Source organism: Salinivibrio sp. YCSC6, assembly GCF_004916735.1.
In the GTDB taxonomy this organism is placed as follows: domain Bacteria; phylum Pseudomonadota; class Gammaproteobacteria; order Enterobacterales; family Vibrionaceae; genus Salinivibrio; species Salinivibrio proteolyticus.
This window is the reverse complement of sequence record NZ_CP039516.1, coordinates 1,053,492-1,076,134: the sequence shown is the minus strand read 5'-3', so window position 1 is coordinate 1,076,134 and position 22,643 is coordinate 1,053,492. Positions and strand designations below refer to the sequence as shown.

Sequence of the window (22,643 nt, the reverse complement as noted above, 5' to 3'; positions counted from 1 at the left end):
TTAAATGAATTGGGCAAAAGGGTGCGGCGCTATACCGCATCCCGATTAGTAGCCGGTTGAAACCGCGGTATCGAGCGCGATCACGCCGTGGTCATTGAGGCGACCAGTCTTGTCCGCAAAGCGCACTTTCTTGAGGCCGTTCATCCAAGCAATGGTGACCTCATCACGGTTACCCGCGTCGGTTTTCTCGGTATGAATTGAGAACTGGCTGCCGTTTTTGGTTTTACCCCACGCATCAGCCAGTGCTTGTGCACCGATGAGCATTGCGCGATCGATAGTTGTGCCGGCTTCAACTTGCTTAACTGTCGCTTTATTGTCGTTTTTCGACACATCAACCACGGAGCCAGGGTTAAAGCGAATTGGCATGCCCTTGTACTGACGCACTAAGATGTTTCCGTGCATCACGCACTCACCGCGAAACACTTGGTGATCGAAGCTACTGCGGCGCTTCATCGCGTTCGCCATTAATTGTTGCCAGTCTTTATAGTTAGATGTGCGTTTAAAGTCGTGCCACTGTCGCGGCGTGACGTTAAGAATGAAGAAAGGCTCATCGCCCGCCAGCTTGTCCTCTTTGAAGCGGATAGGCTGGAGCGGGTGCGCCATTTCATCGATGAACAACGAGATATTGTCCACCGTTTCGATGCCGAACACGTCAGCCTGGTCAAGCTGCTCGAAGTTTGTCGCGTCACCGCCAAAGAAGTGGCGATCGTAAGTTGGCGGCATGACGGGATTGACCAGCATGTCGCCAAAATCTGGGTGATTACTCAGCGGCACAATGATGTCATCTTGAATGTAATCACCCCGTGCACCCGCCATATGGACGGTAGCAAGCTGATCCTTTACATCATTGAAGTAGGTTCCGAGCAACGTGCGCGCTGTGCTCATCAAGTTATGACCGGTGCGCTGCTGGCTCATCTTGCCGCCGGCATCAACCTGATGTCGGCCTTGGTCAATGGAAAGCTCGAAGCTGGTGAAATCAAGGCTTTCACCGTTCCCAGCGATACGCTTATCACCCATGGTTGGGCGCTTAGACAACTTGTGAACAATCTGCATGTCCACGGTATCGCCAGCTGTTTTTGTCAGGTCATTCACAGTGACAATTGGCGCACCGGGTGATGATTGTTTATTGCCTTTCTTATCGCCTTGCGCTTTTTGCGGCGCAGAGTCTGTCAGCATGTTTGTCATGCTTCGATTACGGTTTGCCGCGGTAAATAGCGCGACTTCCTGCAGCTTCTTAGCTTGCGCTTTGGTAATCGTGGTCATGTTAATAAAACCCTCAAACAAAAACACCCGCCCATTGTGGCGGGTGCTCGATGCCGTCTACGGCGTTAAACTTGAGAGAGAAGCTCCTCGATCTGGTCTTCGGTCATTTCAGACATAAGGCCGTAAAGCTCACTCTCGTCAGCGTTGGCGATTTTGTCCAAGATAGATCCTTTATGGCTGGTCGTGGAGCCAGTCTCGCTCGGTGATGGGGGGAGCGAATTATTTGCGTCTGCTTCAGCCTTAGCTGCCTTGGCTTTTGCGCTTTCCGCAAAGTGCTCTTTGGTCAGTCGAGCTGCTTCAGCAAATCGCTCATCAATGGACTTTTCAGCCCAGTTAGGGTCAGCACGCAGCTTGTCATCAAACTCAATCGCCTTTTTCCACTGTTCGCCGCCTTCGTTTGACCACTTTGCTAAATCGGGATGTTTGGCAATGGCTTCCCCAACGACGTCTCGTTCGGATGCCGGATCGTTTTCGGCTGGCTTCGTTTCTGGTGAGCTTCGAGATTGCTGACTCACAGCTTCGACTTTGGCAAATAGACCGCGAATGGCTTGGCCAATCTCGGGATAGTCTTCTGCCAGCGTGTCCAGCTGCTCCTCTGAGATTTTGAAGTTTTCTGGTAAGTCTTCAGGCTCGACGCCAAGCTTTTCAAGCTGCTTGTTGCGCACATCAAGCAAGCGTTGAGATTGCTCCCACTCACTTTGCTGTTTCTGTAGTGCTTCAATCTGCTCTTTCAGTTGTTGCTTCTCTCGACGCTCACGTTCTAGCACATCAAATGGAATAACGTGCGCACCGTCTTTAGTTGCAACACCCTCTGGTTTCTCGCCTTCTTCAGTCTCTCCACCGTCTTTTTCAGATGCGGGTGCCGAATCCGCTTTATCGACGTTGTCTGATATTGACTGTGTTTCGCTATCCACGCTTGGTTGTTCCACGTTAGCCGCTGGTTGCTCAGATTCGCTATCGTCATCGTCTGCTAACTCAGCATCATCGAACTGTTCCATTAGCGCTTCTAGCTCTTCAACTGATTCATTACCGGTTACTTCAAACATTTACCTCTCCTGTGTGTAGACGTATCGCTGTCTGTGCGGTTAAGCCCTCTCGTGAAAGCGCTTAGCGGCACATACAAAAAAGCCCCGGCAAATGCCGAGGCTGAACGTGTTGCTCCAATAAGCAGAGCCAATTGTGGTTTGAAACAAGAAGGAATTGTCCACCAAGGAACTCAACAACCGGCCCAAATAACCAGTTGCATAAACTATTTACCCCACAGATGTTCAAACGGATCTCAATAAAGAAAAGCCTCGGTAAAAACCGAGGCGAACACAAAAATTAGGGATAGTTCTGAAATCCAGAACGAACATTAGGTGTGAGTGGAGTACAAGAAGCAGTTCTCACTCATGGAGTAGATATGCAGCGGGAACTACATGGCGACAATCCTAGCCTATTTATGGTTACACCTCAGACATTAAAGCCTAAAAACCTAGCCAAAATGGAACCCTACTCAAACTTTTTTATACCGGCAATAAAAAAGCCCCACCCGTACAGGTGAGACCTTGGCAATATGGGATTAATTTATCTCAACAAATTGAGATAAACAATAGTCTTAAAAGAACTAATAGAGGGACAGGTATCAAGATGGGAAAGCTACTAGAACAGATGGAAACAGTGATGAGCAGAGCTAATGACATACGTTATTTCGTTGCCTTATCAACATTTACATTATTACTCGATTCTGTCCTTGTTTACACTCGGAATGTATCAGTGTTGAGTATCAGCTGGGACTACATTAGTTCATCATTCACACTAGGAGCTGCACTCGTATTTCTCTGTTTCTTCAGTCTTTTTATGGTATTTGTTATACCAAGTATCATGAGCTTTATCACATTCATTGTGATCGAGACACGTGCTTATAAGGTCGTTGATGCTTTTGGTGCAACTCGCAAACACGGTAGAGATTATTTATCTCCATTTTCCCTATCTCAATACGCTTTGAACAATTGCAATGAAGTCGCGTATCAGATGGCCACAAAGCAAAGCGTTGAAAACCAAGAAAAGCGCCAAATGGAAAAATATAGCTTTGCTTTTGTACTGGTTTCAGTATGTAACTGGCTTGTATCTACTGAAAGTACTCGAACCATCATCGACATAGCAACTCACTTCGATTACAACGCCGGCCTCCTATCAGTTGATACAGCGAAATGTTTGATGTTGCTCATGGTCTACCCCGCGCTAGCTTGGATCGGAATTGCACATGGTTGCGGATTCACTTCGAATTACCTAGATGGCTATGTATACGCGCCCGAAATAAACAATAGGATCAACCCTCCCAGAAACGAGTTATAGCGTTAAGGACTCAATCTGTTGACTCAGTAACGCCTCATAGCCGGCTCTCGCTTGCCTAATCTCTTGGGAGAGCCGCTCCATCTCTTTGAGTATCTTACCAGTCTCTGCTTGCATCTTAGCATTCGAGTATCGCTTGCTATCGGCATCTGCAGTGTCCTTATTAGCCGCAGCCCGAACCTTCTCAACCTCACCCTCTAGCTTCGCAACTTTAGCCACCATTTCACGCATCGCTAACTCTTTCTGCTCTTGCAGTTCAGCTTGCTGTTGCTGATAGGCCTGTTGTTCTTCATCCGTCATATCTTCTGGATCTTTTGGTACCTGCAGCGCCCCCCTAACTCGCTCCATGAACTCGGACTTGTTCGGAATATCGGATAACTCAGCGACCAAATCGATCACGGCTGCCTGAACTTGAGGAGGCAGCTGAGCAGTAAGCTGCATCATGCGATCAGCAAGCTGTGATTTATACGCAGCTGTCTGCTGTATTGGTGCTAATGTGATATGTGCACGTAGTCTAGTAACGTCGTTAGTGAGTCCGCCATCATCGGTTTCTTGGTTAATCACAATGGCTTTGCGTTTGAGTCTGTCTTCTTTATGAAGCGTCACTTTCTTATTGCGCTGCTTCTTCATGTCTTCGATGAGATAACCCAAGATCAACTCACCGACAAGCTGGCAGCTATAACGATAATTATCGTTAATCTCAGCGAGTGTCGTTGCGCCCTGCTCCACTAGGTTAGCGATAGCCACACCGGAATCCGCACTACTTTCTTGGCCAAGGAATGCTGAGTAAATCCCCATCGTATCCTGAATAAGCTTCATGGACTCTTGCATAACTGCGAACTGTTGGTTCGCAATGTTGAAGTCTTGCTCGACTTTGAATGCTTCACTTATCGTCTTTTTATTGCGACGGTCGGGATTAAGTGGGATATAGCCGTCAGCGCGCTCTACTTCTTCAATGACCTGTTGGCGACTCAAGTTCGTCGCATCCTCGTCTGCAATGATTCGCTTCGCTTGCAGTAGCCATGTTAACTTTATGCGTCGGAAATTGACCTCGTCTTGTGCCGGGATGGCCCGAGCAATCAAGCCATAGGGCTCGTTTGTTGAGTCTTTGCGGTAACCGAAAAACGGCACAATGGGGAACATGCCGTTCGGCGCGTCACAATCACGCTCGCCCAGTTTATGCGGTCCTGCAAACCAGGTCTCAATAATGCGTGATACTTGCGTCATTTCTACCTGTACCTTACCCAAGCCCACCGCTGTCGATTGCATGACATTGTTCTTGTCATACTCAATCACGCGACCGTTTCCTAATCGGATAATTGGCTTGCGCTCAATCTTGCGGAAATAGACGATTTGCAGTTTTAGGCGCTTGCGGTCAGCGCTTAGATACTCAGCTTCGCGGCGACTCCAGCTCTGGTACTCTTCCCACGCTGACACTAGCCCAGCCTCGTGACCTTCAATGCTGTCTACGTCAACGAATCCCTTCCACTCATTAACTGCGTGATCGATTATTTCCGCCTTATTTGGCACCAATGACTTGAGCTCATCAGCATCAATCCAGCGCTCACGCATCACCCACCTGCAATCTGACCAATCCGGCTCGACGGATAACCAGTCCCAGTGGACTTCGTCCCGCGGCACATTCTTAATCTTGTAACGAGGACCAAACGCATTTGGGTTGCGATAGACTTCGACGAATCCGATGCCGCACTTGATTTGTCCTGCATAAGCATCCGAGCGTGCTTTATCTAGCCGGCCGAGACGGCAAACGTCAGAGAACTGTGCATTGATAGCTTCAGCTAACTGCTCCGTTTCATCATCCGGATCATCAGCCATGACAAGTAAGTTGGTGCGTGTCTTCGCCTCCATGCCTAAGACACCATCCACTGTCGGCGCAATTAAGTTATGCATCGTTTCCGGTTGGCCCCGCTCTCGCAAGACTGCTACCACTTTTGGATGAAGCTGATCGCCATCATAGTACGCGCAAGCCTTATTCGCATTGGTGCGCCAGTTAGGCTGTCCATCTATATCAGCCATAATGCTCATCAGAGTTTCAGTATCAATTGAGCTCTTATTCAGTTTCATCGCGTCATCCAATGCCTATATTCAAGCTGTGTTTCTTGTTTCTTCACGCGCTTCGGCATGCGTACTCGCATTTCTTGCGCAATCATGTAGCTCATAAGCTGATCATCGAAGCAGCCTTCCTGTGCATTCATGCTGCCTCGTTTGTCATAGACGAACGTATGTGCCTCGCTGACAGTGCCAATCCAGCGCATGCCCGACTGACCATTTTTGAGTAGCACTTTCATGCCTTCGGTGAGTATCGGTTTGCTGTGCCGCGTAGTGAGCCAACCAAGTTTGACGGTTTCGTCTTCATCTTCGCGATCGATGTACTGCTCTGCGTAAATGCGCGAGCCCGGGTAAATGTCTTTAAGTTTGAGGATAAAGGCGTGGCCATGGTTGTTACGCTCTGGGCCGATGTAAGCCATGTTGTACCAACGGCCAATGTGCGCAGTGAGCTCTGCGAGAAATTCCACGTCGATATGTCCAAACCAGTGCAATACCTGCTCACCATTGGATTGCTTAACAACGTCGATGCTAGAGCGGTCACCGTGCTCTAAGCCTTCTGCGATATCGACGCCTATTGCGTATTCTTCGTCCTCGTCTGGCAACTCCCAAACTAGCGTCATATTCGCTAGGCTTCGCTGGCCTTGTTCGTCCAAGCGCTCTGGCTTGCTCACTTTATGACGTTCGCCGGTGACTGGGTCCATGTCATATACGATGAGTGGCGCTTTGCATCGAGATTCAGCGCGCATCACGTCTTGCGCATCAAACACACGACGGCCAGATACCAAAAACGCCTCAATTGGCGTACTCGGAAACTCTTGCTTCATCTCCGCGCCTTGCTCCACTTCTTTGAGCACATACCACTGACGCTGTTCATCGTCGATGGTGCAGCCCATGGCTTCCTCAACCGCTTCAAAATACTCACGCTGAGCTTTGCTCATCGTGACACCAGTAGCAGGAACAGGGCTGCGATACTTGGGATCTTGCCACCACGCGAAAAAATGGAATTTCCAATCTAAATGGCTGAGCGCTTGGCATAGCTTTGTCAGTTCAATTGCACGTATGGTCATGCCATAGAAATCGCCACCAACACCCTCTGCCGTTGATTCGATGAACGCCACGCAGCCTTCATGAATCGCGTTAAGCGTACCCGTGCGCACTTCCTTAGCTTTCTGCGGATACTTCGCGCATATCTTGCCGTACTCCGAAACGTGCAAGCGTTGGACTGTGCCGGAACGGAATGAGGTGGCGACTTGCAGACTCGACCCGTGCTCAAAAAGAATGTAACCACCGTGCGCACCAGAGCGACGGCTTTTGACTTTAAACCGAGATTTCAGCCAAGCTGGCAAGTTATCGAATGGGATTTCAATCTTGGTACGGAAAATCTCGCCCGCCGCTTGCTGGTCTTGGGCGATGATCCCGCACTTCATGTTCTTATTGAAAAGTGCTTCGTCTAGCAGGTAGATATCAATCGCTGTTGAGAAACCAAGCTGACGGGCTTTTAGAATGATATTGAGCCAGTGCATCAACTCAAATAGCAAACGCTGGGCGGGGCGCAGCTTGAATGTGACCAGTTCGCCGCGCTCGTTCTCTATTTTGTAGAGATTGTCCATGCGCCACCATTTGTCGCTAAGTAGTCGCTCAATCTCTGCCAGCTCTTGCTCTTCGGCTACAGCTATCATTTCGACATCAACCCGCCTGTACCGCTGTCCTGCAAGTCATCAAGCATTTGACTAATCGGTGTGTCGTCAGCCTTCCCTTCCTTGGCCAAACGATCAGCTTCGAGAGTCAATTTGCGTGTCGCGCTTCTCAATCGGCTTGTGTCAGCAACAATCTTGTCTTTGTTCACTGCATCAATACCGAGACTGCTGAGCGTACGAGTCATCGATTCAATGCGACCCGTCAACGTATCCAGCTGAGTATTCACACGCGTAAACGACTCATACAGCGCAATGCGCTCGTCAAGCGAACTCGCGTTCTCCATATCCGCGTGTATTTTTCCCAAATACTCAATGCCACTTTGTAATCGCGCCCTAGTAAGCATCAGCTCGTCATTCAGCGTCGCTATCTGCGACAAGTCGAACATGTGTTGCTTTTGCTCGGGAAAGTACCGCGCATAAATGCCGCCTTTTCTTGCAGCCTGATTCCCCACCTCAAACGCATTCACAGGCACGTTCGTATTGCCAGCATTCCCCACTGACACAGTGTGTCCGGGCTTAAACCGTCCACCCTCATCGCGCTCAGACTCAACCATGTGCCGTTTTGGGGGCGTTTTTGCTGGGGCGGATGGCTTATTGGATTTGTCTTTAGAAACATTTTTGCGCGCTTTCTTTTGCGCAGTTGATTTGCGCACTGGCTGCGCAGTTTGCGAGTGCGCAGTCTTTTTCTGCGCAGTTTTGCGCACTTTGATATAACGTCTAGCACTCGAGTAATTAAGCCCCTTTGCCTCGCACCACTCTTTAGCGCCAGTGCCGTATTTAGCATGGTCATGCTCGAATTGAGCTTGTAGCGCTTTCCAATCCTGCGTTGCCATTACTACTTATAACTCCGTACTTAACTCTCCCTCGACGACCCAGTCACCTAACTTGGGACGATGCGAGGCTTTGATGCTGATAGTGCTGCCGCTTGATAGCTCTACGTAGGCTGACTCACCGTTCCAGCCAAGTACTGACACAATGACTCCTGTATTCATGGCTTCTCGCTTAATCAAGCATGTGATGTGTGATGAACATAATCGGGCGCTCTCTCCCGTAAGAGCGCCCTGTTATGCGCATTACTCATTACTATTCGTGTCAGTGCCCGTCTTCTCGCTGCTTTCGCCACTCTAGATACTCATCAGCATGAGCTGCGCACTGGCTCAGGGCTGACTTCAGGTAAGGGATTTCTTTGGCTGTTTCTTCTGGGGTGATGCCTGTAAGTTGAGGTTTATTACAGGGAACAATTAGGCCGGCAGGCGGTAAGATGTATTGAGTATCGACGACTGTCTCAGTACGGCTCGTGCAGCCGCTCAATAACAGCGCTAGGCCAAGGCTGAGATAGACATGCATCGTCAGCCATCGACGCTTCCATCGCTTTGATGTCATTGCGTAGCTTCTCCTGTGTTTTGTTTGCGCGCTGTTGGCGCTTGGTGAGTAGCGTTGTCATGTACGCGCGCTCTGAGCTGTATTGCGTAATGATGTTCTTGCGGGCTTGGCTTGTGGCTTTTGCATTGCGCAGTTCTGCGGTAAGCATTTCGTTGCGAGCGGACAGCGTGTCTATGCTCAGCCAAAGAAAACCCACGATAGCTATAGCAGCGACAGAGGTGATAAGCGTCGTCTTACTCGGTATCAGCATCGGCTTTAATCCGTTCGATAATCTCTTCATCGAGAGGCAACTGCCCCAACCGCGCTAGCGCATCGTTGATAGATAGCTGACCCAAACACAGCTGCGATACAATCTCTCTTCGCGTGACGATGCCGCGGCAATTCCATTTGGCTATTCGGCAATCTCGTGGCTTACCCTTGATAGTGACGTAGCGCCACCGCGGCATTTCCATGCATGCTTCGGGATATTGGCCAGCTAGCAGGTACTGATATAACGTTGAGCGTTGAAACGCACCGGTACCAATGTTGTAAGCCATGTCGAGGGATGCCAGGTGGACGTTCGCGGGGAGCTTTTGGGGTATTTCTTCGAGCGGTGTGTTGTGCTTTTGGAGTGACTGGCCGAACATTTCATCGCACTCGGCTCTAGTGAAGTGATCGCCTTGCTCGATGCCAAGAGTTTCACCGTAACAGGCTGTCCAGTTCCCACCGCTGTCTTGGTAGGCGACTTGTCTGTAACCCTCGAATCCTCCAGTCAACGCGACAGCCCCGACAAGCAACGCTTTCGTGAGCTTATTGAAGCGCATAAGTTAATCCTTAGTCTCGCTCGAGGATAATGCCTTTTTCACGGGCAATCTTTCGCATTTCACGCTTATGCCATTGGTTACTGATAAACATGGCTAAGCCAATGATAATGGAGGAGAGGAAGTACCATTGTTCTAGCGATAGGCCCCCGACCACCATGCCTAGCGCACTAAAAAAGTATGTGAGGTACCCAGTCACTTTATCGAATAGGTCATTCATAATCTGTCCCGATCAGGCATAAAAAAAGCCCCGACCGGATTAGGGTCGAGGCTTCAGCATTATTGGTAAATAATACTGCACTACTAGATAAGGTTCAATATCGTAGTGAGTTAGATGGAACAGTACTATTCCACGGATACTCTCACATCAACAACGGTGTTCGGATCACTATGAGACAAGCTAAACGTGAGTTTCATACCTTCCTTTAGGTTGTATTGAATCCAACCATTTTTCACCAACCCAGGCAGTTTTCTGGGGCCTGCTGACTTATCTGGCTCTCCATATGAGGAGACAATAGCACTCTTGTCCATACCGCGCTCTAATATGATCTCCTCACTGGAAAGCAATTCCGTGAGCCGTTCATCAAGCGGATACTCAGCGATGAAGAACCTTAGACGCTTGGCTTCATCGAAAATCATATTGACCTTGTCTCCATAACAAACAATGTCAAAACGATCATCAATAGTTGGTTCGAACTGCAGCGTATTCCCCCCGACAAGAGCCGCAAAAGAGCTATCTTTAACTAGCTTATCGTGACAACAGTTTATCCAATCACATACAGTGCTCATCTACGCGCTCATTGCTCTAAATATCAAGGGCTAATGTCCCAAGAAAAATTGACCTTTGTTCAAGGCTAGTCCTTGAAGCATGGCAGCCCTTTAGATTGACGCCATTCCTTGACAATTCTTACAATATTCTCTGGTGTTGCATCCTCTTCTTTTTCTGGATAATAAATAAGATCAGAACCATCTGGGTGCTGTGTAACTTCTTCAAAGTGAAGCACTGCATCAATGTGTTCTTGTTCTGTATCATAATCATCCAAACAGATTCTTTGTACCAATTGAAGGAACTCTGATTGTGAATATGCTGATAAATCATTTTTCATCTTTTAGCCTTATGGATCTCTATATGCGTTTTGGGTGATACAACTTTAAGGTTGTCAACGTTATACACTTCACCTCCGTGCTGAATCTCATCAACATGGTGTATTTCGTACTTCACTCTTCCACCAACTCGCTCTCTTTTTCTACAGAAAGGCGCCCTTCCATTTTTCATAGTGTTGAGGTTGGTTCCATTGAACTGTTCTGCCAATTCTTTATCACTGGCTACTTCAGTCCAAAAAGCTTTTCGGAAAGCATCGAAGCTACTGAACTCTTTCCCTCTGAGTTTATCCGCAATCTGAGACGGGATAGGTGCCCCTAAATCTTCGCTCGCTTTCTCCAGCCACCTTCCGGTGATATCTTCTCCGTTCCCTGTGACTACGCCTGATTCATCGCGCGCCGTTTTGCGGAAGACTAAGTAAAGCGGCGGCAAACCAGCATCAGCAGGAAATGTCACTAAGTACTCAGCAAGATCTTCCTCAGGGTATAATGGCGTCCCAATCTCCTGCTCGTGCTCTTCTATCGGCCGGACCCAGATATTATGCACGTCTAGCTGATCGTTCTCAGGCAATACCGTATCGGGTGTTAGAACATCTGTCGAGCCATCTGGAGTCCATGTAATGGTAATACCATCATCCAGTTCAGCAACGAAGTTCTGACCATTTTGGCGAGCCTCACGCTTTGTCACACGCTCTCCATATGGACTACCTTCACCGGTTTTTATGCCAACGACTTGCTGTTTACCGTTTTCATCTGTGTACATATTGAAACGCACACGCATCGTTACAGCATCAACACCACCCAGTTCTGGATGTCCGTCGAGCGTGCCATCCCCTAGCTGAGACGGCCACAGTGCCGCTACTAGAAAGCCTCCCATACGGGCGAAACCCGCCAGCGCTTCGCTAGATAGCGACCAGGTTCCCATCGTTTTCGCAGTATTCGTGCTGATGACACCGAGATTAGTAGCCGCTCCACTGGCAGGCAGCGTAAGTATTGCTGCTTTACCGTAGTCAGTCGCTTTTGAAGCCGTCGTGATTGCAGTTAGATTCGCAACCGGTAACTCTCTTTCTAGCAGGCTGTCATTGTTAATCGCCTTGAAAGGCGTTCCAGCTATAAACGGCTCCGAGTAGTCATAATGGGCATTTTCAGCACAATTATATGCACAAGGAGAAAGTGGTGGCAGCTCCGTTGCGGCTTCGCTAGAAGATTGCTTAGCCTGCGCCTGTTGAACGATGAGGGTATCACCGACTTTTAACGACATGGGGTCAGCGTTATATGCGGGGTTTAGATCAAGTAACTGTTTTGCCGACAAGCCATACTTACCTGCTATCGTTCCCCATGACTCGCGCTGTCGAGTGTCTGGATCAGTTGCAACTTGGTGGGTTTCTGGCTCCGCTTGCTCTGGTTCGCTGTCTGCATCGTTAGCAGAAGAACTCCCTCTCTCCGCCACCGGCTGAGTAGGCGCAGCTAGTAGATCACCGATAGAGAGCTTGATACCGTTTTCTTCCAGCCACTCATCACTCAGGTTATCGAGTTTGTCGCGCGTGATTGGTTCGTTAAGATAGACGAGGTGCTGTTCCTCAACTTCTTTCCCACCAATTTTCCAATACACCAAGATAGCACTCTGGTATTTATTGACGCCTTCCTCGTGATTGAGCTTTTCATGAGTGGATCGCGTTGCTTGAAACTGCCATTTACCATCACCCAACAACTTGTACTCTTGCACAAGGCGCTTTTGGTGAAAATGATAGTAGTAACCCTCTGTAGGTAAGCCCAGTCGCTCACCTAGCTGTACTGATGGAACTACTGGAATAAATGCTTCACGTACAGTGGCTGAACCTTCTGGCTTCATCACTATGTTTTGGGGAACACTGATTCCCATCGTATCGGCTGATACCTTGACTAACAGCTTTTTCGGTTCATCAAATGCCGCATAAGCTTTGTACTTAGTGCCATGTTCCGTAGATTCAGTTTGCCACTGACCAATTACCCCTTCCTGTTCAGTCTTGGCGATCTGGAAAGTGCAGCCCACGGCTTTACGAAAAGTCTTGTCTGAAGCAGCAATCTCAAAGCAGTACTCATATTTCAAAGCTGGCGGCACGTCTGAACGATCAGGCTTCACTGGTTCAGGGACATAGGTGTCTTCAATATTTGTTGTCGCGCCATGTGAGCTGGTACTAGCGCTATCCGAGCCACTCGCCCCTCCTGCGACATTTCCAGATTGATTCGCTCTGGCAGAAAGAGCCGACCGGGCTTGTGGTGAAAGCGATGTGTCAGTGCCAGGGGCAACGGACCATATCTTATTCACACTATCATGCACCATCGCAGGATGCGTCGGCGTATCGGTCAATAGTGCATACTCACCGCTATCAAGCTTTCCCTTAAACTGAGAAAAGCTCACGCCATCGGGGATGATATTGCTGACGTCACGCTCGCTTAGCGTGCTGATATCTCCTTCCACTTGGCCAAACTCATAAGACATGAGCTCGGTCAATCTCACTAATTTATAAGCCACCTTTCTGTCCGCCAGTAAATGATCATGGAGCAGCATTCTACGCAACGGGCCAGAAATATGGATAGAATTGTTGTCATCGTTAGGTTAACGCTAGCTAAACTGTGAAGTTTGTCCAAGCCTCTTAGTCAACTCTCTCATTTATAAGAACCAGAGTTATGAATTACAGTGTAGTTATTACTATCGTTAATCCAGAATGAGAATATGCCCTGTAGGGTTAAGCTTCAGCAAGATAGAGTCATAAATCATGTTAAACATAAAAAAACCAAAACTTGCTACGACCATCCAGATGGTCATAGCTGTTTCCAATCTCTCAAAGAAGAGGCTAATAACAGCTACTATCAAGCACAGACCACTAATGAGCCTCCCTAGTCCAACGAATATGCCCCTCAACCAAAGCATTGGGTAAAAGATAATATTCCTGAGTAAATTGATAAAAATTTTCACATCCCATCCCTATGGCTAGTAATCATTTCAAAGAACACTCAAGCCGCAATTCAGCGACCTTCGCTCTCTCAGGCTCGACATAAGCGAGTTGATATTGAGTTATAATACTGGTGAATTTTTTCAGATACTTACAACGATAGGCTAGATCGTCCGGTACCCACTCGTCTGGGCCCTTTGCTCCCTTCTGAGAATTCAGTCCGTCATCGACAATAATCAAATTGTTTGGATCATTCGCAAACATCTCTTTTTGTCGTAAAGGCCAATCTTGCCCGCCATGGCCATGTGCCCACTTCAAAGCTACAACGTGGTCAATATCAACATCACTGGCTTGTGTGTACATCTTGCCTGTGAACTGCCCTACCCAGAGACCTGTCTTAACAGTACATTTCTTATCATTAGTAAACGTAACAGGCCTTTCAGAGCGCTCAATCAAAATCTCAGCACGAGTGTTCTGACAATCCAAATCGTGATCAGACCAATGTGGCCAGTCATCGCGATTGTAAAGCTTACTGTATGCTCGCCTTTCTAACTCGGCCTCGTCAGTAGCCTGACTCACGGCTTCTTTGACACCTGGACCAGAATAGTTTTTGGGTAACCGACCACCGCTGTTTAAGCAAGCCTGAAGAGTGTCAAAAGAGGTGAAATTTTTCGTCCGGTTGTAGTAAGAACTATAAGAGTCATGACAAATACCCGATTTACTCTTCTTCACAACATCCGCTTGTGCGCCCAGCGATACAGAGATCAGCGGTATCGTTAATACCAGATTCACAAAAAGCTTTTTAAACATAACCAACGCTCGGAGTCAGGAGTTTGACTAACTAATAACACATTAACAATTCAGAAACAAAGACACGAATCTTGGTTCTTCCCACCTTAACATTCAAAAAACCTATACAGACGCATCCACTATAACTAGCAAAATCATAAAATTGGATTAGGTTTACTATATCGCCGTCGATACTTGTTCATCGCAGGATAAACATATGCAGATAGTTAATGTGGTGCCCTATTCCAATGTCTGGCGCGAGGAGTTTGCGACAGAAAAAGCAAAAATTAGCGCAGCTCTCAGCGAAGTCAATGTATCTAAGATCCATCACGTTGGTAGCACTGCTGTTCCAGGGATGTGTGCGGTTCCAATTATCGATATTCTCGTAGAAGTAGAAAACTTAGAAGTGTTAGACGGAGCAAGTCATCTATTGAGTGCTCTGGGCTACTTTTGTGAAGGAGAGTATGGTGTTGAAGGTAGACGTTACTTTCATACAAGAGCACCTGGAATAGCACATAGGATCTATGCCTTCGCTTCTAGTTCCAAAAAGGTCGATGAATACCTAGCATTTCGAGACTATCTCATCGTTTTTCCATGTGTCGCCGCTGAGTATTGTCACCTAAAAAAGGAGTGCGCAAATGTGTGCGGCGGTGATATGAACGTCTATAGCGAGAGCAAAAATACATTTATCAGCGCGCACGTTCAAAAGGCAATGGCTCGATGGTAGATAAGTTCACTTACCTCGGTTGATCTTCAGTATAGAGCTCTCTTTAACCCAAGTCTGAGTCGCTGGAACGAATGACCCATCGCGATAAGTGGGGGTGGCGCTATCAGGAAAGCAACACTGTCACAGTTGGTGCAAACATGCTTCCATAGCTTGGTTGACGACTTAAGGAAGGGGCTTTCCTCTTTAACCTCTGGTTCATCGTCAACGCGATAAACTCCGTGTGTGCACGAATCGCAGATGTACTCGATAAACCTAGCTTGAACTGTCTTAGTCCGTCTCATACGACACCATAACACTGTATACATAAACAGTATCGTAGAATCATCTAGTGTCATCAAGAAAAAAGCCCACCGAGGGTGGGCAAAAGAGAATATAGAAGTTACAAACAGCGTGTTGCATGACCACCCTACTCAAGAGTCACTTTGAGTAAAACCTTGTATAGATGAGATGCGACCAAGTACAAATTGAGCATGCAACTTGTGTATTAGATATCCTTAAACTGATGAAACGCACTCATCGAAACGAGCGTCATACATTGATGTAGTTCCCATTTTGATAGGTTTGGAAAACGCCACTGGCCACTCTCCCACCGTAAGTGCCATCATTCACATCAATCACAATAGGGTTGTTCAGCAAGCCTAATAAATGATTGTATGGACCTGGTAGATTATCCGCCCACATGTTTGCCTGACCAATGACAACTACTTCAGTGTATGGGGGTAGGAGGTTCACCGCTGCGTTGGCGGCATTATTATCGAATGGGCTATCATCGTTCGAAAACATAACTAAATGAACACCAGTGACTTGATTATCATGTCTAGCGATCAAGCCAATACATGAAGTGAACGCCGAAAACCGAATAGCATTTCCGGAGCCATATTCCTGCTCTTCGATGCGCATGATATCTTGAGCCTGTGCAAAGACATAAGCCATATACAATCTCCTTTCAAATAAAAATAGTATTGATTTTTAATCAATTTTCACCAAAAGCATCATCAATCATTTCCAGCGTCTTCTACGTAGACAACATGAAGCAACGGCGCCGCTAGCCTCTAGACACCCGCAAAACCACACAACGACATTCGTATAAAATACTAGTCCAGATATGACCAACTAGTTAGCTCCCTCGATCGAGTGATAACCAGTTATTGTTTCGCATTAGCTAGGCGAAACATCATAAATTAAACATATCAATCCTATTCGAGACACATGTATTTTGAACTTTGGATACTTTAGGAACAAAGCAAGTACCACCTACATCAGGTCTCGATCGTACATGCAGTAAAACTACTCATTTCAGAGCGCTATTGAAAAAAGACAAGCCTCATAGAGCCGCCTATGCGTTGGCCTAGATCCCTTAATCTTTATTCGCTTTGGTATTCGGATGAACTGATTATGGCCTACTCAGTGAATTCAATGATTTAGAGTACAACACCCATCTTAACTCAAACATCCCAATGAAAGGAAAACTAGGCACAAAGATTATGAAAAACATCATCATACTACCAGCCATGAAAAATAAAATGCATATAATCAGTGACTTAAAGCATAATCGGGTACATGCCTCATTGTGATACCAATCACACTAGGGTCTTGTTTTTTAGTCTAGCCTTACACGCATCGTCACATCGAGTGTCGAGACTCAACATCCAGAAACGCTAGGTAAGGAAATAAAAATGAAAGACTTAAAAAGCATGCAAAGCTATATCGAAACACTAGAGCTCGCAACTCTAGACTCTGCTGTGGTTCCAAAGAAAGCAGCACGCAGAACTCTGGCTGTTACGAAAGACGACAAAGAGTCAGCAAACGTTAGCGCTAATTCTGTTGTGTCTTTCACGAAAGATTTACCCGAGCAACTTAGAGCCGATGTATTGAATTCCACGCTATTCGCGCAACTAGCTGCAACAGCTAAGTTTAACCCTGAAACGGATCCAAAAGGTTGGTATCAAAAATACAATGAAGTTCTCAATAACATTGGCTGGAATTTTCCTAGCTGGGATTTCTCAAAAGTACAAACATCTAGTAAAGGCTTTGAAATATCTAAAGAAGTGATCAAACTGATACAAAAGGTAGATGTTTCTGCCGCAGGCATGATGAGTGCGGTTCTAGAATCATTATCGGCTAGTGATAACTCAGATGCTGCCGACCTCTTTGATAGCGTCTCGAACCCAAAAGAAGATGCTAACTTCCAGATCGGCCCCTGTGCGTATAGTGGAAAAAATGTTGTTATGACCTCAGCATGTATGTTTTTCAAAGCCACTGAACATGTTCATCGATTCCTTTGGTTTACCTGGAAAGATCAAAGCACTGAACTCTGGGGCTCTGCACGGAAAGCTGAACTGGTTGATGATGTCTATGCACGTGTTCGCAATCAAATAATCGAAAAACTCGGAAACAGAGCCGAGAAGTACGTTATGGACATTGATCTTGGCGACTTCGATACAAAATACGCAAAACACATGGAACGTCTAGAAGGAGTAACTGCTTAGCTTTAACCACAAGTGAATGGCGCCTGGCAATATAGGCGCCATTATAATGGCTAACAGTGTAAAAAACCTTCCTCTACACCGCTGGCGGTAAATAAAGGTAAACAGCAATGATTGATTATAAACTAACTAGTCATGCACTATTACTAACTACAGTAATCGCGCTCAGTGCCTGTAGTACTCAATCAGATATGGGTCGTACTGATGAGCAAATGCACGGAATGGAATCCAAGCAAGCGATGGTGAAGTCAACTTATCTTGGAACGACCAACTTCGCAGCAGGTACAAATTTTTGGAATGTAATTGGCTCAACCGGCGATAATATCCCCGGTGGATACAGCTCTTGGATTCAATTATACGGAGGGACATGTGGAGCCCCTACGCCAATGCAAAGTGCTACTGGGCAGGCTTGTAGTTTCCGCCTCGTAGGCGGGCACGTTGTCACAAACCAAAATGATCAACGTCCAGCAAAAGGCGACACTGTTTACATTGTACCCATCTGCCACTCTGAGAACATGAAACCCAGTCTTACAATGCAAACTGCCGCGAAGACTTGTGCCGTTGAGCTAGGTTATAGGCAGTAATTCGATACTTGATTGCATCATTGTCAGTCGTTCCAAACCTTAAAGCACAAACTATCCAGCAGTATAGGTGGCTTGTGCTTTCTAAATAAACAACACAGCCTTTATAATACTATACGCAACCAGTATTCAGAATTTGAAAAGCGATGTCCCAGCCACTCCGATTATCGATAACAGAAACGGCCACGCTGCTCGATATGAGTGTACAAGCGGTAAGAGAAGCAGTGTATAAGAAACGCCAGTGTGGCGGTGTGGCATTTCCCCGCCCTATTATCATTGGCGCGAGTAGGTGGCAGTTTTGGCTAGAAGAGGTAGTTAACTTCCGAGAAAAGCTTTCTGAGGCCTCTGACGCAAATAAGGCCTTACCGTAACGATAATTATAATAGGCTACTTAACCACAGAAAGATTAGGCGGCTTATTTAAGCGTGGTTCCTCGGCGGGCTCGCTACTTCCCTCCTTTATAGTGTCACTGCCGCTATTGTCTTCGACGTTGCAGTCTTTATCGAAAGCAGGCTGCAATTTTTCCCTCAATACCTTCTCGACTCGCAACATCGTACTTCGTGCGTCGTGGTCGCTAAACTTCTTGTCTAGATGGTAATCGGCCTTTACTCTTATAGGCTTCAGTTTGGCCAGTTGCAAACCTAACTGGCGAAGGTGTTCTTGATCGCTCGCCCGTAACTGCTGTATCAATTGCTCATGAGTACCACGGCTACGCTCGAGTACAGGTACTGACTTCAGATCTAAAGAATTCAGACTATGAAACAAGGCATAGTAAGAGTTTCTTGCTACGTTTCTGAGTACAACTTCTTCGTCGCCAGCACTTTCATACAGGCTTCTAGCGTGTACCAAAAGATCCCCAGCAGCAATCATTTACGCCCCCTCTATCGAGAATGCCATATTACAAAGCTGAGCTTCTGACACATAAAACTTTGCAATGTGCGCATGCCATTCAAACTCTAGATCAATTGCTTTGTCCATCGACGTATTAAGCAATGAAACAATAACCTCTATATAATCTTCAAAACCATCAAAGGCTAGATGAAAATTAAATGACTCAATACGCAAATTATTTTTTCTTACCAGAGCTGTTAGGCCACCAAGAACATGGGCCATATATTCATTGGCTTTATTTACTAACTGCGTGTCATTGTCGAGGTAACACCAATATTCTTCATAATTTTTTGTTTCCTCACCATCTAATAAACCAAAGTCGCTAACAATGCGCTCGCAGTGATACAAGTCAAAATTACAAAGGGCGGCATTATAACTCTCTTTCTGCCAACTTTTATAATTTAAAAGAATCGGAAATTTCTTTGAAAGATATAAAACATCGGAAAAAAGCATATTATTGGTTAAGGCCGACAAAATATTATCTACACAGTCCTGTTCGTCGGAACCATAACCTAAACTATTGATCGCATTTTCCACATTTTCTACCGTGCGTTCATAATCTAGCGCGTGCGAATAGATAGCTGCAAGACACGCATACTTATGCGAGGCTTGTAGCTTCTCAGCCTTACGGATTAAGCCATGAAGTTGAAGCTCAGGAATAGCTATTCCTGAATTAATCGATTCATTCAATCGGTCATAGATCTCTGCGTCTATTCGCTTCGGTAGTCTTGGCGCCATAGTTGTTCTCACGCATAGTTGTCTAAGGTGAAGAGTACATTAGTTGTAGGACAAGCTCAACATTTTAGTGCTAACTGTATAAAATATTAGCGTCCTGTTGCATTGTTGGATATACCCGTAGTACAAAGAGGCGTGCAGCATCACAGTGTGACCCATGACCTTGCACTTTGGCTGATGCTCCCAATTAACTGCCCGTGAACGATTTCCAAAGAGTAGGAACCGACAAAGCTGTAATTTTCTCTAGCGGGCTCCGTTCATCATCCTCTATTCGCCAGCTGATAAAGTAAAGCCCGATCAAAAAGGCATACTGGAAAAATAATAGAATTGGAGAAAAAATTGTTTCATACACGACACTCCCCATAAATTCCATGGGTTCTAGGGATGATGTAGGTAATAACCAAAGAGCGTAACCCATCGGATAAACAAGCGTAATTGTAAAGAATGCTGCTAGGCAGTGACTCGCGTACCGAAGGTTGCCACTCCGAGGAAGGTTGAATCTGAATAGCTTTCTGTTTTCTTTCCAACTCAAAACAAGCTCCACACCATAAAGGATTAGATAAGCTGGATATGAAAAAATACCTATTACTACTAGAGCAGACTTCGTAAAAGACCCTGCGAGCAGCCCAATAAAGATGAAAAAAACAATAAAAGCAAAAGAAATAAAGTGTATGACGCCAGCCAAATTTTCCACTGCACACCCCAATTGATGATAAAATCCTATTATTACTCTCAACCACCTAAAGCCATAAGCCTCATCGTCAGTAGTATTAAAGGCACTATTGCGCCTACAATCAACATACGCAACGAAGCTTTGGGCATAAATCACGTATTTATAGTGTGCAAGCCAAGCTATCAAGGCTTTTCAAATACGTTTATGATTTTGACCGCCAATTCCCAAGCTGCGAAAAGACCTGTTTTATGGAGTAGTAAAAATCTGTTTTCTTGATAAGCAAGTTACAAGAAAACTCTGCTGATAAGACAGCCAGCTCAATCTTTACCTTTCCCATTTATAACATGATTCTCAAGGGCTCTTCGGAGCCCTTTAACTGCCGACATGTAAATTCTATCTGCGAAGTTATTTTATCCACAACATACTACTTCTTCCTCGTTATTACGTATCTAAAGGAACTTCTTTAATTATATATTTTAATATCTTGAAGCAACTCTTCAGAGGTTCCCATGACGTTACATATAGTATCAAGATGAGAATCTATACTCTTCAACAGTCTAATCATTTTCTCTGCTTGTTTTTCATTCACATTATAAACCTCCTCGTTTATTAACTCACTAATAAATAGAAAACAACACCTTTAATGTGAGTGAAGTAATAAGAGTAAGAAAACACTCATAGAAATATCTCCTTAACCTCTATACTTCTCTTCACATTTAATCAAAAACAACAGGTTTGTAGCTGTAAGATGTAGCGTATAACTTGCCAAGTGCTCCGGAACTGATGTTATCTCACCTCCTTGTCCATGACCGCCTTCTTTATTCCTTATAGTTGGGATACCACTTTCCAGTAAAACTCGAAGAGAAGAGAACTGGTTTTGCAAATAATCAGGAACCAACTTATTAGATAGACAACTGTGAATTAGTTTCTTCGCAGTATCATTTCGGTTAAAAGGCCATTTATGTTTTTCATGTATAGCCTTCATTAAGCTTTCGAATGACTTCAAACAGTCGTTCAAGCACTCTTTATATCGTTTATGTCGATAATGCTCATGAGCTGATAAAAACTCATCGCTCACACCTGCATATTGTCTATCTTTACCGAGAAAAAATAGTGCTGGCTTAACTATTTCAGAGTGGACATATTGCGAATCAATCCTTATTAGATTTCCAGATTCGAATTGGTAACCTATCCCGGACTCTTTAAACCTAGCATTTAGTTCATCGATTGCATCTTCTGGCTTTTGAGATACTCCGATTGCATTATTGAATTCCCACTCTCTTTCACGTACAACAGTGTCAATAAACTGAAATGTGACCTCGATGACATCAAGGCATTTCTCATGGTCTTTTTCATTTAGAAAAAAATTAAAGACTGATTCAAAGTGTGAATTCGCATCCTTTTTAAGAGAAAAGACGCCATACTCCTTGCAAAGTATCTTGTGAATCTCTTGATAAACTGCGTTCGTAACAGTATGATAACTTGATTCACTTCCAATAGTATCTTGAACTATATGAACAACTTGAACTCTAAAGTTCTGTTCTAGTTTATCATATTGATATATGTCTGGAGCTTCACCTCTGAGCTTTTTCTGTCTTTTGGAGAACAGTTCAAAAAGTGCCATTAGGCCTAATATCCTCTATATTTGGCTAGTCGTTTAGGGGTAGTCAACGCCACCATTCGGTTGTTTGCACCGATAAATACGTAATAGAGCTAACTTCCAACCATTGAAAAACCCGTGCTTCTGAAGTGCCAAAATACAATACTCCGAGCATGATGGTTCAAACAAACAGCAACCCCTTAACGACTTCGGTGCGACTTTTCTATAAAGATAAATCAATCTTATAGATATCCAAACCACAAGCTAAACCTCTTTGCGGAACGAGATTACATAGTAGATGCTATTTTGAGCCTTTTGGCCGCTGAGACCACCGAGACAACCGGGCTGCAGGCTTACACCCACGCTATCAATCCGATAGAACTCCCAACCATCCTCAGCAAACCTATTTACTATATCTTGAATATACGCTGCAGCCTCGCTTCCTTTGTGATCTTTCATATCAACGGAAATGTTAGGGGGAATTTGAACCATTTTATATGTATACATCATTTTTCCATTTTTTTGATGTGTAAGAAATATAAAAAACTTGCCGAGTAGTGGTGATATGGATAACTCT

Annotated in this window: 23 protein-coding genes; 5 read left to right on the top strand and 18 right to left on the bottom strand. The window is 45.6% G+C overall.

Annotated elements, in window-relative coordinates; genetic code table 11:
• Positions 1-45 precede the first annotated feature (45 nt).
• The gene (locus E8E00_RS04860; RefSeq protein ID WP_096631431.1) at positions 46-1,263 is read right to left on the bottom strand and encodes a N4-gp56 family major capsid protein; all 1,218 of its coding nucleotides are present in this window, start codon (positions 1,261-1,263) and stop codon (positions 46-48) included.
• 65 nt (positions 1,264-1,328) lie between these two features.
• Complete coding sequence (locus E8E00_RS04855; RefSeq protein ID WP_096628997.1) at positions 1,329-2,309, bottom strand: hypothetical protein; 981 nt, start codon at positions 2,307-2,309, stop codon at positions 1,329-1,331.
• Between the two features lie 583 nt (positions 2,310-2,892).
• On the opposite strand from E8E00_RS04855, the gene E8E00_RS04850 reads away from it, so the two are divergent.
• Entirely contained in the window at positions 2,893-3,600 is a 708-nt protein-coding gene (locus tag E8E00_RS04850; protein ID WP_096629000.1) for a hypothetical protein, read from the top strand.
• On the opposite strand, the gene E8E00_RS04845 is transcribed toward E8E00_RS04850, so the two are convergent.
• The 11 genes from E8E00_RS04845 to E8E00_RS04795 form a co-directional block, all read right to left on the bottom strand.
• Positions 3,595-5,682 carry a portal protein gene (locus E8E00_RS04845; protein WP_096629003.1) on the bottom strand — a complete coding sequence of 696 codons (2,088 nt, stop codon included), beginning with the start codon at positions 5,680-5,682 and terminating at the stop codon, positions 3,595-3,597. The two genes, E8E00_RS04850 and E8E00_RS04845, sit on opposite strands and share 6 nt — an antisense overlap.
• Entirely contained in the window at positions 5,679-7,346 is a 1,668-nt protein-coding gene (locus tag E8E00_RS04840) for a terminase (RefSeq protein ID WP_096629006.1), read from the bottom strand. Before E8E00_RS04840 ends, E8E00_RS04845 begins: the two co-directional genes overlap by 4 nt.
• Positions 7,343-8,197: a hypothetical protein gene (locus tag E8E00_RS04835; protein ID WP_096629009.1), complete on the bottom strand. Its 855-nt coding sequence runs from the start codon at positions 8,195-8,197 to the stop codon at positions 7,343-7,345. The genes E8E00_RS04840 and E8E00_RS04835 overlap by 4 nt, the downstream gene beginning before the upstream one ends.
• Positions 8,198-8,203: 6 nt before the next feature.
• A complete protein-coding gene (locus E8E00_RS17135; RefSeq protein ID WP_168174039.1) occupies positions 8,204-8,356 on the bottom strand; it encodes a hypothetical protein in 153 nt (50 codons plus the stop codon).
• 293 nt (positions 8,357-8,649) lie between these two features.
• Positions 8,650-8,997: a hypothetical protein gene (locus E8E00_RS04825; protein ID WP_168174040.1), complete on the bottom strand. Its 348-nt coding sequence runs from the start codon at positions 8,995-8,997 to the stop codon at positions 8,650-8,652.
• Positions 8,981-9,550: a lysozyme gene (locus E8E00_RS04820; protein WP_096629010.1), complete on the bottom strand. Its 570-nt coding sequence runs from the start codon at positions 9,548-9,550 to the stop codon at positions 8,981-8,983. Before E8E00_RS04820 ends, E8E00_RS04825 begins: the two co-directional genes overlap by 17 nt.
• A gap of 10 nt (positions 9,551-9,560) precedes the next feature.
• Complete coding sequence (locus E8E00_RS04815) at positions 9,561-9,767, bottom strand: HP1 family phage holin (RefSeq protein WP_096629013.1); 207 nt, start codon at positions 9,765-9,767, stop codon at positions 9,561-9,563.
• Between the two features lie 125 nt (positions 9,768-9,892).
• Positions 9,893-10,336 carry a hypothetical protein gene (locus E8E00_RS04810; protein WP_096629016.1) on the bottom strand — a complete coding sequence of 148 codons (444 nt, stop codon included), beginning with the start codon at positions 10,334-10,336 and terminating at the stop codon, positions 9,893-9,895.
• Positions 10,337-10,401: 65 nt separating this feature from the next.
• Entirely contained in the window at positions 10,402-10,653 is a 252-nt protein-coding gene (locus E8E00_RS04805; RefSeq protein ID WP_096629019.1) for a bacteriocin immunity protein, read from the bottom strand.
• The gene (locus tag E8E00_RS04800) at positions 10,650-13,130 is read right to left on the bottom strand and encodes an S-type pyocin domain-containing protein (protein WP_096631435.1); all 2,481 of its coding nucleotides are present in this window, start codon (positions 13,128-13,130) and stop codon (positions 10,650-10,652) included. The genes E8E00_RS04805 and E8E00_RS04800 overlap by 4 nt, the downstream gene beginning before the upstream one ends.
• Before the next feature lie 499 nt (positions 13,131-13,629).
• A complete protein-coding gene (locus tag E8E00_RS04795) occupies positions 13,630-14,394 on the bottom strand; it encodes an HNH endonuclease family protein (protein ID WP_096629025.1) in 765 nt (254 codons plus the stop codon).
• A 196-nt stretch (positions 14,395-14,590) separates the two neighbouring features.
• On the opposite strand from E8E00_RS04795, the gene E8E00_RS04790 reads away from it, so the two are divergent.
• The gene (locus E8E00_RS04790) at positions 14,591-15,100 is read left to right on the top strand and encodes a GrpB family protein (protein WP_096629028.1); all 510 of its coding nucleotides are present in this window, start codon (positions 14,591-14,593) and stop codon (positions 15,098-15,100) included.
• 528 nt (positions 15,101-15,628) lie between these two features.
• Here E8E00_RS04790 and E8E00_RS04785 read toward each other — a convergent pair.
• A complete protein-coding gene (locus E8E00_RS04785; RefSeq protein WP_096629031.1) occupies positions 15,629-16,033 on the bottom strand; it encodes a hypothetical protein in 405 nt (134 codons plus the stop codon).
• Positions 16,034-16,776: 743 nt separating this feature from the next.
• Between E8E00_RS04785 and E8E00_RS04780 the strand changes: the two genes are divergently transcribed.
• The 3 genes from E8E00_RS04780 (at position 16,777) to E8E00_RS04770 (ending at position 18,538) form a co-directional block, all read left to right on the top strand.
• Entirely contained in the window at positions 16,777-17,589 is an 813-nt protein-coding gene (locus tag E8E00_RS04780; protein ID WP_096629034.1) for a hypothetical protein, read from the top strand.
• A 107-nt stretch (positions 17,590-17,696) separates the two neighbouring features.
• A complete protein-coding gene (locus E8E00_RS04775; RefSeq protein ID WP_096629037.1) occupies positions 17,697-18,170 on the top strand; it encodes a hypothetical protein in 474 nt (157 codons plus the stop codon).
• Between the two features lie 143 nt (positions 18,171-18,313).
• A complete protein-coding gene (locus E8E00_RS04770; protein WP_096629040.1) occupies positions 18,314-18,538 on the top strand; it encodes a hypothetical protein in 225 nt (74 codons plus the stop codon).
• A gap of 16 nt (positions 18,539-18,554) precedes the next feature.
• On the opposite strand, the gene E8E00_RS04765 is transcribed toward E8E00_RS04770, so the two are convergent.
• The 4 genes from E8E00_RS04765 to yidD all read right to left on the bottom strand — a co-directional run bounded on the left by E8E00_RS04765 (position 18,555) and on the right by yidD (position 22,327).
• Positions 18,555-19,037: a HEPN domain-containing protein gene (locus E8E00_RS04765; RefSeq protein WP_096629043.1), complete on the bottom strand. Its 483-nt coding sequence runs from the start codon at positions 19,035-19,037 to the stop codon at positions 18,555-18,557.
• Positions 19,038-19,796, bottom strand: coding sequence for a hypothetical protein (locus E8E00_RS04760; protein ID WP_096629045.1), 759 nt, complete (start codon positions 19,794-19,796; stop codon positions 19,038-19,040).
• 1,361 nt (positions 19,797-21,157) lie between these two features.
• Positions 21,158-22,090, bottom strand: coding sequence for an STM4504/CBY_0614 family protein (locus tag E8E00_RS04755; RefSeq protein WP_096629050.1), 933 nt, complete (start codon positions 22,088-22,090; stop codon positions 21,158-21,160).
• 33 nt (positions 22,091-22,123) lie between these two features.
• Positions 22,124-22,327, bottom strand: a complete 204-nt coding sequence (gene yidD / locus E8E00_RS04750; RefSeq protein WP_096629053.1) for a membrane protein insertion efficiency factor YidD — start codon at positions 22,325-22,327, stop codon at positions 22,124-22,126.
• Between the last annotated feature and the right edge of the window lie 316 nt (positions 22,328-22,643).

Coding starts and splice junctions, on each gene's coding strand:
- E8E00_RS04860 (WP_096631431.1), bottom strand. CDS start 1,263: ATGACCACGATTACCAAAGCGCAAGCTAAGAAGCTGCAGGAAGTCGCG.
- E8E00_RS04855 (WP_096628997.1), bottom strand. CDS start 2,309: ATGTTTGAAGTAACCGGTAATGAATCAGTTGAAGAGCTAGAAGCGCTA.
- E8E00_RS04850 (WP_096629000.1), top strand. CDS start 2,893: ATGGGAAAGCTACTAGAACAGATGGAAACAGTGATGAGCAGAGCTAAT.
- E8E00_RS04845 (WP_096629003.1), bottom strand. CDS start 5,682: ATGAAACTGAATAAGAGCTCAATTGATACTGAAACTCTGATGAGCATT.
- E8E00_RS04840 (WP_096629006.1), bottom strand. CDS start 7,346: ATGATAGCTGTAGCCGAAGAGCAAGAGCTGGCAGAGATTGAGCGACTA.
- E8E00_RS04835 (WP_096629009.1), bottom strand. CDS start 8,197: ATGGCAACGCAGGATTGGAAAGCGCTACAAGCTCAATTCGAGCATGAC.
- E8E00_RS17135 (WP_168174039.1), bottom strand. CDS start 8,356: ATGAATACAGGAGTCATTGTGTCAGTACTTGGCTGGAACGGTGAGTCA.
- E8E00_RS04825 (WP_168174040.1), bottom strand. CDS start 8,997: ATGCTGATACCGAGTAAGACGACGCTTATCACCTCTGTCGCTGCTATA.
- E8E00_RS04820 (WP_096629010.1), bottom strand. CDS start 9,550: ATGCGCTTCAATAAGCTCACGAAAGCGTTGCTTGTCGGGGCTGTCGCG.
- E8E00_RS04815 (WP_096629013.1), bottom strand. CDS start 9,767: ATGAATGACCTATTCGATAAAGTGACTGGGTACCTCACATACTTTTTT.
- E8E00_RS04810 (WP_096629016.1), bottom strand. CDS start 10,336: ATGAGCACTGTATGTGATTGGATAAACTGTTGTCACGATAAGCTAGTT.
- E8E00_RS04805 (WP_096629019.1), bottom strand. CDS start 10,653: ATGAAAAATGATTTATCAGCATATTCACAATCAGAGTTCCTTCAATTG.
- E8E00_RS04800 (WP_096631435.1), bottom strand. CDS start 13,130: ATGTCTTATGAGTTTGGCCAAGTGGAAGGAGATATCAGCACGCTAAGC.
- E8E00_RS04795 (WP_096629025.1), bottom strand. CDS start 14,394: ATGTTTAAAAAGCTTTTTGTGAATCTGGTATTAACGATACCGCTGATC.
- E8E00_RS04790 (WP_096629028.1), top strand. CDS start 14,591: ATGCAGATAGTTAATGTGGTGCCCTATTCCAATGTCTGGCGCGAGGAG.
- E8E00_RS04785 (WP_096629031.1), bottom strand. CDS start 16,033: ATGGCTTATGTCTTTGCACAGGCTCAAGATATCATGCGCATCGAAGAG.
- E8E00_RS04780 (WP_096629034.1), top strand. CDS start 16,777: ATGAAAGACTTAAAAAGCATGCAAAGCTATATCGAAACACTAGAGCTC.
- E8E00_RS04775 (WP_096629037.1), top strand. CDS start 17,697: ATGATTGATTATAAACTAACTAGTCATGCACTATTACTAACTACAGTA.
- E8E00_RS04770 (WP_096629040.1), top strand. CDS start 18,314: ATGTCCCAGCCACTCCGATTATCGATAACAGAAACGGCCACGCTGCTC.
- E8E00_RS04765 (WP_096629043.1), bottom strand. CDS start 19,037: ATGATTGCTGCTGGGGATCTTTTGGTACACGCTAGAAGCCTGTATGAA.
- E8E00_RS04760 (WP_096629045.1), bottom strand. CDS start 19,796: ATGGCGCCAAGACTACCGAAGCGAATAGACGCAGAGATCTATGACCGA.
- E8E00_RS04755 (WP_096629050.1), bottom strand. CDS start 22,090: ATGGCACTTTTTGAACTGTTCTCCAAAAGACAGAAAAAGCTCAGAGGT.